The 16,253-nt window shown below is 62.2% G+C and carries 10 protein-coding genes; all 10 read right to left on the bottom strand.

The annotated features are described in order from the left end of the window. Positions 1–89 precede the first annotated feature (89 nt). The 10 genes from tssM to tssE are packed head-to-tail and all read right to left on the bottom strand — an operon-like array spanning position 90 to position 16,246. Positions 90–2,585 (bottom strand): type VI secretion system membrane subunit TssM, encoded by a 2,496-nt coding sequence (gene tssM, locus ACA062_RS19305; protein ID WP_497452532.1) that lies wholly within the window; start codon positions 2,583–2,585, stop codon positions 90–92. Further along, on the bottom strand, positions 2,582–3,508 hold the full coding sequence (tagF, locus tag ACA062_RS19300) for a type VI secretion system-associated protein TagF (RefSeq protein WP_497452531.1): 927 nt from the start codon (positions 3,506–3,508) through the stop codon (positions 2,582–2,584). Before tagF ends, tssM begins: the two co-directional genes overlap by 4 nt. Before the next feature lie 31 nt (positions 3,509–3,539). Next, on the bottom strand, positions 3,540–7,424 hold the full coding sequence (locus tag ACA062_RS19295; protein WP_497452530.1) for a type VI secretion protein IcmF/TssM N-terminal domain-containing protein: 3,885 nt from the start codon (positions 7,422–7,424) through the stop codon (positions 3,540–3,542). Positions 7,425–7,454: 30 nt separating this feature from the next. Next, on the bottom strand, positions 7,455–8,183 hold the full coding sequence (gene icmH, locus ACA062_RS19290) for a type IVB secretion system protein IcmH/DotU (RefSeq protein WP_128871104.1): 729 nt from the start codon (positions 8,181–8,183) through the stop codon (positions 7,455–7,457). Beyond that, positions 8,180–9,523 carry a type VI secretion system baseplate subunit TssK gene (gene tssK, locus ACA062_RS19285; RefSeq protein WP_497452529.1) on the bottom strand — a complete coding sequence of 448 codons (1,344 nt, stop codon included), beginning with the start codon at positions 9,521–9,523 and terminating at the stop codon, positions 8,180–8,182. The genes icmH and tssK overlap by 4 nt, the downstream gene beginning before the upstream one ends. After that, complete coding sequence (gene tssJ / locus ACA062_RS19280) at positions 9,516–10,274, bottom strand: type VI secretion system lipoprotein TssJ (RefSeq protein WP_497452528.1); 759 nt, start codon at positions 10,272–10,274, stop codon at positions 9,516–9,518. The genes tssK and tssJ overlap by 8 nt, the downstream gene beginning before the upstream one ends. A gap of 23 nt (positions 10,275–10,297) precedes the next feature. Then, positions 10,298–12,901 carry a type VI secretion system ATPase TssH gene (gene tssH / locus ACA062_RS19275; RefSeq protein WP_497452527.1) on the bottom strand — a complete coding sequence of 868 codons (2,604 nt, stop codon included), beginning with the start codon at positions 12,899–12,901 and terminating at the stop codon, positions 10,298–10,300. Beyond that, complete coding sequence (gene tssG, locus ACA062_RS19270; RefSeq protein ID WP_497452526.1) at positions 12,898–13,968, bottom strand: type VI secretion system baseplate subunit TssG; 1,071 nt, start codon at positions 13,966–13,968, stop codon at positions 12,898–12,900. The genes tssH and tssG overlap by 4 nt, the downstream gene beginning before the upstream one ends. Further along, positions 13,932–15,764 (bottom strand): type VI secretion system baseplate subunit TssF, encoded by a 1,833-nt coding sequence (gene tssF / locus ACA062_RS19265; protein ID WP_497452525.1) that lies wholly within the window; start codon positions 15,762–15,764, stop codon positions 13,932–13,934. Before tssF ends, tssG begins: the two co-directional genes overlap by 37 nt. Beyond that, entirely contained in the window at positions 15,764–16,246 is a 483-nt protein-coding gene (gene tssE / locus ACA062_RS19260; protein WP_497452524.1) for a type VI secretion system baseplate subunit TssE, read from the bottom strand. Before tssE ends, tssF begins: the two co-directional genes overlap by 1 nt. Positions 16,247–16,253 lie beyond the last annotated feature (7 nt).

Below are 16,253 nucleotides of genomic sequence, written 5' to 3'. Positions count from 1 at the left end.
TTGAAACGATCAAGAGAGGTGTGTTACCGGCCTGGGCCTCTACGTCGAGACGACCCGGGCAACGGTGTTTCTGCCAGTGGGGGACGCTCTCAGTTGAGCGCCCGCACTTCGATTTCTACCCGTCGGTTCGGCTCCAGACACTGGATGAGCCGGGCCCGGGGCTGCTGCATGTCGCATTTGACCAGGGGCCGGGTGCTGCCTTCGCCGATGGCTTCGACCAACTCGCCGGGCACGCCTTTGCCCACCAGGTAGGTCTTGATGGTCTGCGCGCGCTGTTTGGACACCTGCATATTGCCCTGTGGGTCGCCCAGTTGATCGGCATGCCCGGCGATGATGATTTTGCCGATGTCAGGGGTGCTCAACAGCTTGCCGGCGATCGCACTGAGCTGGCCCTGGCCTTCGGTTTTCAGGCTCTGGAAATCGGCGCGGCCAAAGGCGAACAAGGTGTCCGACTCCAGGGTGATGGTCTCGATCGAGCGCAGCGACTGGGTCAGCAGGCTGTTGATGTAATTGCGCGAACTGGACGTCAGGAACGCGTTGTCGAGGATCCGCGGCACGTCTTCCTCGTGGATCTGGTCGCTGTAGAAATTGATCTGCCGGCTGGCAAACTCGTAATCCTGATTCGCGCCCGAGCCGTCATGGCCGGCACCGATGGTTTTGCCAGTCTGGCGGGCGATCGCCGGGTACCAGTAGTCCGGGATCTTTGCCTTCAGGAACGCAGGGTCAGCCTTTTCGCGCTGGGCACGGGAGAGCATGACGTAGGTGTCCAGCGTCGTCTTGCCGAAGGCCGCGATCGACTGGGCCCGGTTGTCGCTCGGCAATGCCTTGGGCTCGACGCTGTCGATACCGGTCACGGGCAGCAGTTCCTTGCTGTTGCGCTGATACACCTTGAGGGTGGTCAGCAGGTACAGCGAGCGGGTCAGGTTGTCGGCCGTCGGCTTGAGCATCACGCTTTCCAGCCGGTCAAAATACTGGCTGCGCAGCAGAGGCTCGACTTTGTAGCCCTGGTACAGCCCCAGACGCAGGCGCAGCGGCACGCCCTGGTCGTGATGTTGTGCGTAGTAATGGGCGGTCCAGAAGCGCATGCGGTCCAGGGTTTGCCACGCGGTGTATTGACCCGTCGCCGCCGCATCAGTGGCGGTCGCCTGGGCCAGTTCCGTCGAGATCGCCTGCACGGTGTTTTTGTTGTTCACATAAGACCAGCCCAACAGCCCGCACAGCAGCAGCGCCACCAGGCCGGCGCCGCCAATCCAGGCGGCCTTGCGCCGACGTTCGCGATGATTGGTGGTGTACAACGCCACCAGGTGCTGGTCAGGGATGATGACCTTTCTGAACAGGCTGCTGATAAACAGCGGGCGCGCTTGCGCCGTGCCGCTGGCGAGCGCTTGATCACTGTCCAGGGCGAAGCGCTCGGTGACCTGGCGGGTGTGCCCACCCAGTTCAGGCTGGTCGGCATCCAGGGCGCTGGTGAAATAGAAGCCGCGCAGCAGTTCGGCCTTTTGATACGGGTTGGCGCGCAACAGCGCATCGACGAACAGCTGGAGCCGCGGTTTCAGCGCTGCCAGTTCCAGCGGGAAGCGATACACCGCCGAATCCTGGCGGGTGATCTGAATGTCCTGCAGGACCAGTTGCTGGCTCGCCACCTGTTGCCAATAGCTGACCAGCTCATCCATCGCCACGCCGAATTGCCGGCCCCAGTCGGCCTGCTCATAGCCTTTATGGGGGAATGTCTTGCCCATGACTTCGCCCCGGGCAACGTCATCCAGTTGGCGGTAGAAGGGGGCGAATCCCGGCACCAGGTCGCACTTGGTGAACACCAGGTAGACCGGCAGGCGCACTTCCAGCAGCGCATGGGTTTCCTGGATGCGCTCGCGCAAGCGTTTGGCAATCCGCTCCTGGTCCTCGAGCGAGGCTTGCAGGATGTCATGGATGCTGACGGTGACGATCAAGCCATTGAGCGGCCGGCGCTGGCGATGCTGGCGCAGCAGCTGCAGGAAGGCGCGCCATTTGCCGGCTTCCTCCTGGTTGTTCATGTAGCGACCGGCCGTATCCAGCAGCACGGCCTCGGAACTGAAAAACCAGTCGCAGTTGCGTGTGCCACCCAGGCCCGCTACGCGCGCACCTTCACGCTCGGCATACGGAAAGGTGAGGCCCGATTGATAGAGCATCGTGCTTTTGCCGGCGGCCGGCTGACCGATCACCAGGTACCAGGGCAGGGCATACAAGGCATCCTTGGGATTGCCGCCCCGGGGCTTGTTGCTGTGCAGGCGCTCGATGCTCTGCAACAGGCGCTCGCGCAACAGGCTGACTTCCTCGCGATCCGCCGGGCTGGCGTTCAGCACCGCCTGATCGGCATCGTCGCGCAACAGCCCTTCGAGATTGTGGTGCCGGGACACCCCCCGATACAGCAGCAGCACGTAGCCGCAGGAGAGCAGCAGGAACACGCCGATGCCCGTCAGCAGGCTGTTCAGTGAGCTGAAGTCAAACGCACGCCCGATGCCCCACACCAGGAAGATCGTGAGGAAAAACCCCACTCCCAGCAGGTAGGGTTGGTAGCGCAGGCAGTAGTACTTGATCTTGTTCATACGGACTTCGAATCCAGGGCAGCGACAAAACGGTCGATGACGTCGTCAAGAGGGCGATCGATTTCGGGAAAAACGCGGGCAGGGTGGTGCTCATCAAATGCATCGAATGACCCCAGCACGTCATAGCTTTGCGCACGCTCGCCGGTACCGGTCAGCACGCGATAGGCGTCGCTGGTGGTGCGCGAGGCGAAGCAAATCAGCCGGGGACGCATGAAGTCGTCCGCCAGCAGACTGATCTGCGGCACGGCGTTGCCCGGTGTCATGCGCGTCAACCAGGTGACCCACAAATCGGCGGTCGGATTTTTCAACCCGCGTTCCGCCGGCAAGGGCAGGACGATACCGATCGGCGTCCCGTGGTGCAGATGCCGGCTCAAGGCCTGCAAACGGGTGAGCACCGCATTGGTGACGAACTCCGGGTAGGCGCCTTCCAGCGCGGTGGCGATGTCGCGCAGGTTGAAGTTCACCAGGAACTTGTCGTGCACGCGCCGGAACAATTCGAAGTCCTTGCCTTGCAAGGGGCGCAAGGCCTTGATGCGTTCGAACAGCACCGAGGTGCTTTCGCCCTGGGCGGCCATGTGCAGCAAGGGCCGGATCTGTCCGCTGAACAGCTCGCCCAGGGTGAAAGGGTTGACCAAGGGCCCGGTTTCACTGGCTTTTATCGTCTGGAAAATGAAAAACGGGTAGCGCCGCTGGCTTGAGTCTTTCGAGCTGATCAGCCCGCCCAGCAACCAGTTGCCGCTGCGGGCGCGATAGCAGAAAAAGCACAGCGGCAAGCCATCGAACAGCGCTCGCCAGTCCTCAAGAGGCTGCAGGGCGGCCAATGCGCCTTGCAGCCAGGCATCGAACTCACAGACGTCGTCGGCTGCGCCGTGCAGGCTGACGAAGTCCGGGCTCGCAGGCACCTTCCCGAAGCAACCAATCATTGGCCGCAGTCCTGATTCAACACGAGCGTGCTCACTGGACCCGCCCGCCTGTCGCGTTGAGTGCACTCAGGGCCTTGACGTTGGCCAGGTCGGTCAGCTTGACACCGCCGTAGTTGCGCACGGCGAGGCTGACCTGGCCACTGGCGGTGTTCCAGCTGAAACGTTGCTGGATACCGTCCAGATCACTGACCCGGGCGCTGTCATTCATGCGCAGCAGGCCCCAGCGACCGGGGTAATCAAACACGGTGATGCGCTCGCCGGTCAGCGTGACTACGTCCATGCGGGCACCGGGTGCGGTGGTGGTGCCTGGCCAGGAGAAGCGGCTCCAGCTGGTCTTGCCGTTGCGGTAATGCTGCACCTGGCCATCGAGGGTGAAGATGATGTCGGTGAAGTAAGCCGAAGGCTCGAGCATGATCTCGAAGCCGTTTTCCCGGTCCGACAGGCTGGCGATCACCTGGCCCAGGGAGCTGGCCTTGTCGATGCTGTTGACCATGTTCGGGTTGACCAGTGGCGTGGCCTTGCTGGCGCTGCTCATGCCCAGGCCTTCGCCACCGGACAGGTTGCCGATTTCGTTGCGCTTGAAGTTCGGCAACAGGCCGGACTCCGGGTCGACGAAACGCTGCAGGTCCTTGACCGAGGCTTCGTTGCGACTGCCCGCCGCGATCGGGTAACGGTGCGCCATCACCTGTTCCCAGGGCTTGGCGATCTGTTGCGCCCAGGCCTTGGCGATCTGCTCGCCGGCCGGATCGCGCAGGGTTTCCCAGGCAAACTGGATCGGCAGGCTGAACAGGCCTTGCAGCGAGCTCGACAAGCCGCCCTGACTGGTGTCGACGGTGGTCTCGACATAGTTGCGCACGCTGGTGACTTCGCTCGGCTGACCCTCCAGGGTCTCGCTGATCAGTTGCTTGCTGCTTTTGCCGACGTCTTGCGAGCGCTGGATGTTGTTCATCCGCACCTTGAGTTTGCGCAACGCCGCCAGGTAGCGATCCATGATGGTGCTGTCGGCACCCTCGGCGTTCTGCACCGCGAACACCCGCGACACCGGCTCGAAGCGCTTGGCCAGGCTGCCGTCGTCCACGGCGGGCAATGGCGAAATCAGCGCGTTCGGCGAGGTGTCCTGGCCATCGAAGATACCGGTGACCTTGCCCCAGAAACCGTCATCGCGCTTGATCCCCGGTTGCAGTGTTTCACGGGGTGCAGGCACATCCCATTGGGTGTTGTCGTTGACCGCCGCCAGCAGGTTTTTCACCGGCGAGTTCTGCACGTCGCTGAGCAGCGACAGTTGTTGGGTCGCGTTGGCCATGTCGGTGAAATGGCGCACGCCGACACTGTCGATGAAGCCGTACCAGGCTTGGCTGTAGTCGCGCTTGTAGCGGGTCATGAACTCCCGGATGAAGTTGGCTTTCTGCACGAGGCTGTCGCCGCCTTCGCCATCGAGCACCCAGTCCGATTCGTTGCGCAGGTTGCCCGACACCAGCTTGATCAGCTCCGGCTTGACGAACTGTTCCCAGCCTTGGCGGGTGAAAATCGCCGGCACCGCTTCGGTGCCGTACAACAGCTGACGTCCCGGCAACGGCACCAGATCGCTCAGGCCCAGGGCCGGAAACTGGCGGCTGGACTCCAATTGCAGGCGCAAATATTCGCGATCCACCAGCGAGCTGGAAATCATGAACGACTTCAGGCTGTTGCGGGTTTCGCTGATCAACTGCTCGTTGCGAGGCAAAGACGGCGCCTGGCCGTTCTTGAGCAGTTGCACGTAGACCGGCGAGTTGTCCGCTATGACGTCAGCGCTGACCGGATTGTCCGCACTGGCGGTACTGGCCCAGGCCATCGGCAACGCCGCCCCGACGAATTCCGGCTCGGGATGCGCATCGGGCTGGGTCAGCATCAGGTACAGCTTCAGGGCGTTATAGGATTCGATAATGGACGCGACCTGGCGCTCGTCCAGCCGGCCGAGCATTTCCTCGGACAACGAGAGTCCACCGGTGGTCGCCGACAGATCCGCGGCGTCGCTCGCCGTGGCCGGATTGCGCAGCGCGGTCATTGCCTCTGCGCGAACATTGCTGGCCGCACCCTTGGCGGCACCGCTCAAACGGTTGCTGACATCACCGGCGCTGCGCGGCACGCTGTTCAAGCGGGTGGGCAGTTTCAGGCCTTGCGCACGGGCTTTGGCGGAGAGGCTACCGGCCTTGGCGGACGCTGGAGCAAAGCTGTTCTGCGGGTCCATGGTGTTGGCGAACTCGTTGAACGCGCGCATCTGCAATTGCAGGTGCAGGGTCACGGGTTCGAGCGCCTGGGTGCGCAGTTGCTGCAAATAGGCATTCTGGGCGAGGAGGTAGATGTCGTCACCCCGATAAAGGCCGGCGCCGAGTTGCAGCGGCACGCCTTGGGCACGGTATTTCTCGATGGCGGCGAGTTGATCGCGCAGTAATTCCAGGCCCTGGCCCGACGCGAGCAACTGGGCGCGGTCCGGTGATTGCTGCAGCGTGGTCAGTTGCGCGCGCAACGAGTCCAGCCACTGACGGTTGTTCTGGAATGACAGGGTTTGCCAGCCAATGAACACCAGCCCGGCCAGCACCGCCACACCCAGCACGGCAGGGCTGAAGGATTTATTCTGGCCGAAACGCGATTGATAGAGCGTCAGGTCGCGGTCCGGGAAAATCACCCGGCGGAAGGTATCGGTAATGAAATAGCTGCGATCGCTGATTTTCTGGCCGCTGCCGGACGCGTACGGGTCGTGCTCGGGTTGTGGCTGCAGCGCGAACGACTCGGCGAGGTCATCTTCATAGACCTGGCTCAGCTGCTGATCGGTCTGCAGGGCGCTGGTGAAATACAGGCCGCGCAGCAACAGTTGCGTGCCCGCCTGCCCGGTGTGGGCGAAGTACTGGAGGAACTGCTCCAGCACCACCGACAGTTCGGAAAAGTAGTTCGGGAAATTCAGCAGCGCGCTGTTGGCATCCGCCCCCAGCGCGATCATCTGCGCGTCGACATGCCGGCGGATATGACTGTGCAGGTTGGCCAGCTTGGCATCCAGCACCGGGCGCAGACCCTGGTTGCGGATTTCCGACAGGCCGAAGGTCATGCCCAGCGGTTGCTGCCGTTCATTGAGGTCCAGGCCTTCGAATGCCTGGCTGAAACCCGGCAGTTGGTCGGTCTTGCTCAACATCAGGTAGATCGGCGGGTTGGCGTCCAGGCAGTCGGTGTATTCCTCGATGCGCGACACCAGTTGCGCGGCGAGTTCGTGGCGCTCGGCAGCGCTGGCCGCCAGCAATTCGGGCAGGCTGACCACCAGCACCAGGCCGTTGACTGCCGCCTTGTTGCGTTGCTTTTTCAGCATCCGCAGGAACGCGGCAAACTCGCTGGCCGACTGGTCGTCGCGCAGGTAACGACCGGCCGTGTCGATCATCACGGCCTCGGGGCTGAAGTACCAGTCGCAGTGTTGAGTGCCGCTCTGGGTGTCATTGACGCTGTTGGCGATACTCGCCGACAGGCCGGAACGGGTCAGCAACGAGGTCTTGCCGGCGCCGGACATGCCGATGACCAGGTACCACGGCAGGTCATACAGCGCCGACGAACCACCGCCACCGGCCGAGCGATCGGTGCGCAGCATCGCGATGGCGTGCTTGAGGCGTTCGCGCAGCACTTGCTGGTCGCGGAACTCACCGGTGGACTTGAGCGATCGATCGACCTCGATCTGCACCAGGTTCTCAAGGTTGTGTTCGGCGCGGATCCGCTTGTACTGACGCAGCACAATGAGCAGCAGGTAGAAGGCACTGATGATCGCCATCGCCTCCAGCGCATAGCCCTGCAGCCAGCTCACATGCGGCGCGACGAACCAGCACAGCACCAGGCTCGCCAGCCACAACACGGGGATGACGAACCAAAAACTTTTCAACAAACGCAATAATGTCTTCATGTCTTCCTGACTCGATTACCTGACCTGTGCTCAGGCACTGAACAGCTGGCTGATTTGTTCGGACAACGCGGCGACGTCCTTGGCCAACAGCCAGTCCAGCGTCAGGTAAACCCCCACGCAGACCAGCGCAATGAGCGCCAGGTAGAGCCAGACGGGCACTTCATGGCGTAGCATCTGCGACACCTGGTCGGGCAAGGCCCAATCGGGCGAGAGCGCCTTGGGCGTCTTGCGGTAACGCGCGATGTCCTGGCCCAGGGTGTTGGCCAGGTACCGCAACTGGTCTTTCTGGCCGAGGCTGAATTTGCCTTCGAAACCCAGCGCCAGGCACAGGTGGTACACCTCGAGCACATCCAGGTTCTGCTTGACGTCGCTGCGCAACGAATCGATTTTCTCGAAGAAGCCTTCGCCGGCCAGGTGCACGCCGAAGTAGCGGAACTGCAACGGCTGCAGTTCGAAGTGACTGCGCAATGGGTTATCGACAGCCCCCGGGACGCCGGAGCGCAACACGCTTTCGTCGAGGAACGCACACAGGGCGTATTGCGTGTCCTTCACTTGTTCGACGCTGTAGTTGGCGCTGCGGGCTTCGCGTTCCAGGGTCGAAAAGAAGGCATCGATGCTCGCCTCGAAAGCGCTGACCGAGGTCACTTGCCGGCCCTTGCGCACGATCAGCGCCATGCTGATGAAGTCTTGCACCAGGTCTTTCATCAGCGGTTTTTCGCTGGCGGTCGCCACGGCGCCTTGCATTACTGCTTCAGTCATTTGAGTACCGCCATCAGTTCAAGCTTGAGATTGGTAAAAGCGCTGGGCGCGTAGAACGAGATGGCCTGGGCACTCATCATGCGTTCGTACACCCGGCCATGGGGCTCGATGGAGAAGTAGTGATTGTCCAGGCGCACCGGAATCGCATTGGGCAAGCGGCTCGCGTGATTCAGCGTGACCCCGGGCATGGCGCTGTTGACCACCACTTCAATGTCTTCGGGCGAACCGACCTTGAACGCGCGCGGCACCAGTTCCAGCAGGCTGGAACCCGGCATGTCGGCGTGCACGCAAATATAGAAATCGGCCTCGGCCAGGCGCGGGTCGAGCAACTGGCCCTGCCAGTACGACGGCTTGGTCTGGGTCAGGTTGATCACCACGCACTGGTTAGGCACCACGTTGTCGAGCAGCACCCGAATCATCTCGTCGAGCTTGACCAGCGAAGCCGCCGGGTCGTGATGGTCATACTCGGGGATGTCGTTGAGCTGGGTGTCCAGGGAAAACGTCAGCAGGCCACCGGCGAGCTCCGCCAGAAACACGTACAGGCGCTCGGGGTGCAGGCGCGGGTGGGCGAGCAGGTGCGCCAGGCCCGGGTGCGCGCGGTTCACGGTGTTCAGCAGCCAGAACAGGGTCACGTCGCTGGAGCCGAATTCGGCAATCTGGTCCGCGCGTTCGCGACGACGGCCCGACAGCGCCTTGCTCTTGGATTGCAAGGCACCGAGCAAACGTTTGCCAAGCCCGATCAAGGTTTCATGGGTGCCGACATGCAGGGTCGGGTGCACGAAATGCGCGTCGAGGTTGAAACCGCCGATGTTATTGCGCGACAGCCGGGCGATCGGGCACCAGCTGTAGCCATCCAGGTTGTCGCCGTCGATCAGCATCACCACGTTCAGGCGCAGGCTGGTGATTTCGTTCTCGAGGTCGCCTTCATTCAGGTCCGGCAAGGTGTCGAACTGCTTGCGAAAACGCCGTGCGCTTTTTTGCTCCTGGCCGTCTTCGACGTAATTCATGCCGAAGGGCTCAGGCAGTTTCAGCGCGGCGTAAACCTTCAGGTCGTTGCCCTTGAGCAGGTCTTTCAAGTCACGGGCCGCTGGCAGCGGGTCATGCTGCGGCGCGTCATACAGGCTGCCGTCGGGAAACACCAGTTTCAGCCGTTTGAGCTGCAAGGAGCCGGTGGCGAGGGCTTCTTCATCGACCTGCAGCATCTGCACGCCCCAATGGAAGGGCGTGCTGCGCAGCGTCGATTCCGCCAGCTGATGCTGGTGGAACTCATCCTGGTATTGGAAATGTTGTGGCAAAAGGAACATGCCTTCCGACCACATCACCCGGCTTTGCTTACTCATGAACGCCTTCCAATAGAGAGTGTAATTTTGATTCGGTGGCTTTTTGCGCGGAGTTTGTCGCCGTGTCTTCGGCCTGCTGCACGACCGCGTCCTGGACGCGCTGGGTGAGGCTGCCTTCAGTTGGCTGGTCGGTCTGCGCGGACGCCTGGGCGAGCTGCGCTTCGGTCTTGGGTTTGTTCAGTACATCGACGCCGCTCATGGCTGAAACCGTGTTGTTGTCCACCAGCACCCGCAGGCCATCGGCGGAAAACCAGATGCCTTCCTTGCGCAGCGAGTTGGCATCAAAGGCGACCTTCCAGCGGCTGTTTTCGTCCGAGCGAAAAAAAGCGGCGACGCCGACATAGCCCGCGGCCTTGTTCAAAGGCCACTTGTCGACCTGCCCCAAGCCCGGCAGCAGGGTGATTTCGCGGTTTTCGATCAGCGTATTGCCCAGGGCTTTCTGCGGGTCGTCCCACAGCGTGTCGGCGTCGATCGAGGAAAAGCGCTCCAGCGAAGTCAGCTGGTACACGCGAATCACCACCGACAGCGGTTTGCCGGACTCGTCGGGATTGAGCTGATTGCCGCCGTCGGACGTCAGGATGACCTTCTCGTTATCGTCGAACAGCATGTCGCCGGCCCAGGTATCGTCGACCCGCTTGCCGATCCGGTCGGTGACGCCACAGGCGGTCAGTGCCATCATCATTGCCACCGCGACCAGGCACTTTGCCAATGCTGGCTGTGCGGCACGCTTCCCTGTCTGTCTGTTATCCATCACGGTTACCTGTAAGTGCTCGATCAACCCAGGCGACAGGCGAAATCGCCGTCGCTGTCCATCTCGATGTGCAAACTCTGGATCGGTTTGTCCTGCGCCATCCGTTCCAGGACCTGCTGGGCCAGTTCCGGCATCAGGGTCTTGGACAGAATGTTGTCGATGTTGCGCGCGCCGCTGTCGACTTCGGTGCAGCGCGCGGCAATGGCCTTGACCAGCGCGGCGTCGTAGCTCAGCACGGCTTGATGGTTGCGCTCGAAGCGCCGGCGAATGCGTTCGAGCTTGAGCGCGACGATGCGCTCCAGGATCGCGTCCTTGACCGGGTAATAGGGGACGATGGTCAGGCGGCCGAGGAAGGCCGGTTTGAACACCTGGTTCAACTCCTCGCGCAAGCCTTCGACGATCTCATCGGGGGTCGGCTGCTGCCCGGCATTCAGGCACGCCTGCATGATGTGCTCGGTGCCGGTGTTGGACGTGAGGATGATCACGGTGTTGCGGAAGTTGATCTCGCGGCCTTCGCCGTCATCCAGCACGCCTTTGTCAAACACCTGGAAAAACAGTTCGAGCACGTCCGGGTGGGCTTTTTCCACTTCATCCAGCAGCACCACGCTGTAAGGCTTGCGCCGCACGGCTTCGGTCAGCACGCCGCCTTCGCCGTAGCCGACGTAGCCCGGTGGCGAACCCTTGAGGCTCGATACCGTATGGGCTTCCTGGTACTCGGACATATTGATGGTGATCAGGTTACGCTCGCCGCCGTACAGGGTGTCGGCCAGGGCCAGGGCGGTTTCGGTCTTGCCGACGCCGCTCGGGCCGAGCAACAGGAACACCCCGATCGGTTTGTTGGGGTCTTCCATGCGCGCGCGGGACACCTTGATGCGCTTGCCGATTTCCTGCAGTGCGTGGTCCTGGCCCAGCACCCGTTCGCCCAACAGCGCGGGCAGGCGCTGGACGGTGTCGATCTCGTCGCGCAGCATCTTGCCCAAGGGGATGCCGGTCCAGCCGGAGATCACTTCGCCGATGGTGCCGCCATCTACTAATGCGTGCACCAGGGGTTGTTCGCCCTGGACGCTGGCCAGTTCGGCGCGTACGGCGGCGATCTCGCGCACATCGGGCGCCTGGTTGTCCGGATGGCTGAGCGCGCCGAGTTTTTCCACCAGTGCCAGCTCGCGCTGCCATTGTTGTTCCAGGCCTTCGCGGGTCTGCTGCCCGGCCTGCAGTTCGGTCTGCAGGGTGGCCAGGCGCCGGGCATGGTCGCTGCCTTTGGCCGCTTCCTGCTGCAGCACCGCGATTTCAGCCTGGAGGTTGTCGAGGGTTCTTTTGCAGTCTTCCAGGGGCCCCGGCTGCGCCGATTGGCCCAGGGCGACCCGCGCGCAGGCGGTGTCCAGCACGCTGACGGCCTTGTCCGGCAACTGGCGTCCGGTGATGTAGCGACTGGACAGGCGCACGGCCTGCACCAGCGCTTCGTCCATCACCGTGACCTTGTGGTGATCCTGCATCTTGCCCAGCAGGCCGCGCAGCATGTGGATCGCCTTGTCTTCGTCCGGCTCTTCGACCTTGACCACCTGGAAGCGCCGCGCCAACGCTGCGTCTTTCTCGAAGTACTTCTTGTACTCGGCCCAGGTGGTTGCGGCGATGGTGCGCAGTTCACCCCGGGCCAGGGCCGGTTTGAGCAGGTTGGCGGCATCGTTCTGCCCGGCCTGGCCCCCCGAACCGATCAAGGTGTGCGCCTCGTCGATGAACAGGATGATCGGATGCAGGCTGCGCTTGGTTTCCTCGATGACCGACTTGAGGCGGTTTTCGAACTCGCCTTTCACCCCGGCACCGGCCTGGAGCAAGCCCAGGTCGAGGGTATGGATCGCCACGTCTTTAAGCACCGACGGCACGTCACCCTGGATGATGCGCAACGCCAGGCCTTCAACCACGGCGGTTTTACCCACGCCGGCTTCACCGGTCAGGATCGGGTTGTTCTGGCGACGGCGGGTCAGGATGTCGACCATCTGCCGCACCTCGAACTCCCGGCCGAGCACCGGATCGATCCGGCCTTCGCGAGCGCTTTGCGTCAGGTTGATGGTGTATTGATCGAGGGCCGGGGTCTTGCCGTTGCCTTTTACCGTGCTGCGGGGGGTAACGTCCGCGCCGGCCAGTGGTTTGGCCTGTTGCGATTCGGCGCTGCCTTCGACCAGCGCGCCGAGGTTGACCCGCAGGTCGTCGGCATTGATTTTTTCCAGCTCGGGGGCGCAGGCGATCACCACCCGGCGCAGCTCGTTGTCATCCAGCAACGCCTGCAACAGATAACCGGTGCGAATCTGCCCTTGGCCGAATTCGATGGAGGCCAGCACCCAGGCCTGCTCGATCATGCGCGTGATGTGCGGCGACAGTGCCGGGGTGCGGGTATTGCCTTTCTTGAACGTGCCCAGCGCTGTCACCAACTGCGCCTGCAGGCGCTCGGGCACCACGTCGTAGTGCCGGAGGATGGCCGGCAGGTCGTTGTCGTGGCTGTCGAGCAACTGCAACAGCAGGTGCTCGATCTCGACGTCGTAGTGCTGTTCCGACAGGCACAAGGCCGCGGCGCTTTCGGTGGCGGTGCGGCTGGTGTCGTTCAACTTGGCAAACAGGGACTTCAGGTTCACAGGGAGACCCCATCGAATGGAATGTGGAAGAGGGCGCAACGGGACGGTTCCACGTCGACGCCCGGGCGTTTGAGCCAGCCCAGCCAGCCCAGTGACACATTGCCCTGGCGACCGAGGCGGGCCACGGGGACGGCGGCGGGCTTGAGCCTGGGCGCCAACTGGAAGTCGAGTTCGGCGCCGACGTAGAAGCGCACCAGTTCCACCAGTTTCTGGTAGTCCGCGGTGCCGGGCTGGAAGCGTTGATAGTCGACCAGGTCCAGCGGGCCAATCTCGATGCGCACGCAGGATTGATAGTCCCAGACGCGGTTGCCGGCCACGGCGCTTTGCCCGAGCACGGCGTTCTTGCGGCCCAACTGCGTGCATTGGCCGGCATCGAGTTTCAGCCAGCGGCCGGCAAACGGCTTGACCTTGAACGGCAGCGAAAAATAGAAACTCAGCATCGCTTCGAGGTTCATCGCGTTGCGGGGTTTCTGGGCGAACAGGCCGGAAAAATAGCTGAACAATTCGCGCCGCAGCGGTGAGCCTTGTTTATCGAATTTCTGCTTCTGCGCCTCGGGCCCGAAGCCCACCAGGTTGAGCAGGTAGCGATCGAAATCCGAGGTGCCATTGCGTTCGTACTCGATGTAGAACTTGTATTTCTGCCAGGCCTCGTAAAACAGCGTGGTCATGCGGTGCGAGAAAATATCGAGGAACGCATGGGCCGCATCATCCCGGTACTGGATATGCCGTTCGATCAACAACTCGGTGTACGGCCGCGGCAACACGCCCGAGGGCCCGACCAGGCCCATGAACGTGACCTGCACTTCGGACAGCGGCAAGCCGGCCGCAGACACCTTGCCCTCGCGTTCGAACTGCAGGTCGCTGACTTCACTGGCCGGGAAGTTGAGCGACAGCTGCGAGCGAAAACGCAAAGGGTCTTCGTGCGGGCGAGTGTCCAGGTCCATGCGCCCGGTTCTGCTGTAATGCAGGCGGAGCAAGCGCACCAATTGGAAAAACTCGAATCGGTGCGGCTCAGCCCGTGCCTGGTCGATCAGACCAGGGGTTGATCGCCGGTTCGCGGTGGCCATTGGACGACTCTCTTTTCGCGCTGCAAGGTGCGAAGGGTTAATTGGGTAAAACTGTTCATGCTGCAGTACTGGCCAAAGAAGTGGTCCAGCACCATGCCGAACAAAAACACACCGCTGCCGGTGTACTGGCTTTCATCGAAATTGAGGGTGATGCCGACGCCGCGCACGAAGTTCGGCCGCGGGTGGCCGATACGCGCCACCACCGGTTCGCTGCTCACCGAAACGATGCCGTTGATCTGTTTGCGGATCGCCGAGACGTTGCGGTAGTTGTAGAGCGACAACAGCTCCAGCAGCACCTCGCGCCCCCGGGACACCAGCGACATATGGTTGAGCGACAGGTGCGAGATCAGGCGCCAGATCACGCCATTGCCCAAGGGCACGCGGGCCGTTGCGGTGGGTTTGCGCAAGCAGCGGATGTCGTTGATCACCGAGTTCCCGGGAATATTGAAATCGCCGCGCTCGCCCCCGAACGGCAGCATCAACGGCAGGTCGCGGTTGCTGCAGGTCAGGCGGATGCTCAACGTGTCGTTGCTCGAATCGAGCAGCTCCAGCTCGCGATCCACGACCCGGATGACCATGTTCGAGCCATCGCGTTGTTGGGTCTGCACGGGGCGACGCCGGGCAATCCAGAAGCTTTGGCCGGGCCCCTGATCGCCGCGCGGTTCGAAAAACGGGTGGCAGGTGTCGACCTGGTCGAGGCCGCCGACCTTGCGCACGCGACGTACGCGATCGATCGACACCACTTCGGCCGAGCTTTGCAGGCGCACATCCGGCGTCACCGCGTACTCATGCTGGGCATGGGTCAACTTGATCGGCTCGGCCTGCTGGCGGAACAGGTTGATGATCGGCGTGCAGTTGAGCTTGAAGTTATTGCGCCCGATGTTCTGCGTCAGGCGCGCCAGGCGATCGCTCAGGTCGTAATCCGAGAAGTAGAAGTTGATCTCGATTGTCTCGAGGTTCTGGCCCGCCAACAGCCGCGCCAAACCCGACAAGTCGAAGAACATGAACTTGTCCGGGAAGGTGAAGTATTCGTGGAGCAAGCGATAACCCAGGAACGAGCGCTCCGAGTAATCCACCAGGCCTTCGTCCAGGCCATAACCGACGGCTTTCAACGCGTTCGCCGGCAAGGCGACCTCGCGAGTGCGGCCCTGGTCTTCGAAGCTCACCGTCGCCTTGGCCAGGTTGTTGAACAGCAACTCGTAGAGCTGCAGCATCAGGGTGCTTTCGCCGTCGAGGAAAAAGCGCAGGCGGTCCAGTTCCATCTTGCCGAACAGCGTATCGGACGTTGCCCTCAGGCCGATGCGCAGCCGCGCGACCAGGTCGGCGCTATGACCGTTGAACGCCGAACGCTCCATTTCGATGAACGACGCTTGATGCACCGCCACCGGCCAGAGTTCAACCGGGTAGCAGGTGCGAAACTTGCACACCACGCCATCGATCGGGTTGGCACTGAGTTCAGTGTGCCGGGCGACACGGAAGGCTTCGGTGACTTTCTCCCGCTTGCCCAGGTTGAACTCGACGATCGACATCGACGGAGTAGGGCGCAGGTAATGCGGGTACAGCACTTCCAGAAACGACTCGACGATTTCCGGCAGTTCATCGTCGAGTTTCTTGTGCACCCGGGCCGACAGGAACGAGAAGGCCTCGATCAGGCGCTCGGTATGCGGGTCTTCGCAGTTATCGCCCTCGATGAGTAACCGCGAAGCAATCTTCGGGTACTGGCTGGCGAACTCCTGGCCTAAAAAGCGCAGGTGCGACAGTTCCTTTTCGTAATAGGGCAGCAGATCGTCGAGCATCAGTTGAGGTTCTGCACTTTGTATTCCTGGGTATTGACCTGCAGCACCGCGTCGAAGGACACCTGACGGGTGATGTCCTGCAGGCGCAGTACTGCGTCCACGCGGAAGGTCAACATGCGTTGGCCGGTCTGTTGCGCGAGCAGCTGGACTTTGACGTTGCGAAACCGCCGGTCGCCGACGCTGATCGCCTTTTCCAGCTGGCGTTGAATCAACAGGCGGTCCTGGGGATCCAGCACGCTGCGGCTGGTGAAGTCCGGCATGCCGTAGTCGAGGATGGTTCCGCCCAGATTGACGAAACCCTCCAGCTCGCCCGCGACCAGGGACTGGCGCGTGTTGACCAGTACCTCGAGGTCGCGAACGATGCTGGCCTTGTAATCGGCCAGCGAACACAAGCGCTGCGATGACGCTTCCATGGACTGATGGGGAAGATCGTCCAGCAATCGATCCAGCAGTGATGGCAACAGCCTGTGTTGACTACTCATATTGCAT

It is taken from the genome of Pseudomonas sp. LBUM1679, assembly GCF_059695565.1.
This window is presented reverse-complemented; position numbering and strand designations above follow the sequence as displayed.

Coding starts and splice junctions, on each gene's coding strand:
- tssM (WP_497452532.1), bottom strand. CDS start 2,585: ATGAACAAGATCAAGTACTACTGCCTGCGCTACCAACCCTACCTGCTG.
- tagF (WP_497452531.1), bottom strand. CDS start 3,508: ATGATTGGTTGCTTCGGGAAGGTGCCTGCGAGCCCGGACTTCGTCAGC.
- ACA062_RS19295 (WP_497452530.1), bottom strand. CDS start 7,424: ATGAAGACATTATTGCGTTTGTTGAAAAGTTTTTGGTTCGTCATCCCC.
- icmH (WP_128871104.1), bottom strand. CDS start 8,183: ATGACTGAAGCAGTAATGCAAGGCGCCGTGGCGACCGCCAGCGAAAAA.
- tssK (WP_497452529.1), bottom strand. CDS start 9,523: ATGAGTAAGCAAAGCCGGGTGATGTGGTCGGAAGGCATGTTCCTTTTG.
- tssJ (WP_497452528.1), bottom strand. CDS start 10,274: ATGGATAACAGACAGACAGGGAAGCGTGCCGCACAGCCAGCATTGGCA.
- tssG (WP_497452526.1), bottom strand. CDS start 13,968: ATGGCCACCGCGAACCGGCGATCAACCCCTGGTCTGATCGACCAGGCA.
- tssF (WP_497452525.1), bottom strand. CDS start 15,764: ATGCTCGACGATCTGCTGCCCTATTACGAAAAGGAACTGTCGCACCTG.
- tssE (WP_497452524.1), bottom strand. CDS start 16,246: ATGAGTAGTCAACACAGGCTGTTGCCATCACTGCTGGATCGATTGCTG.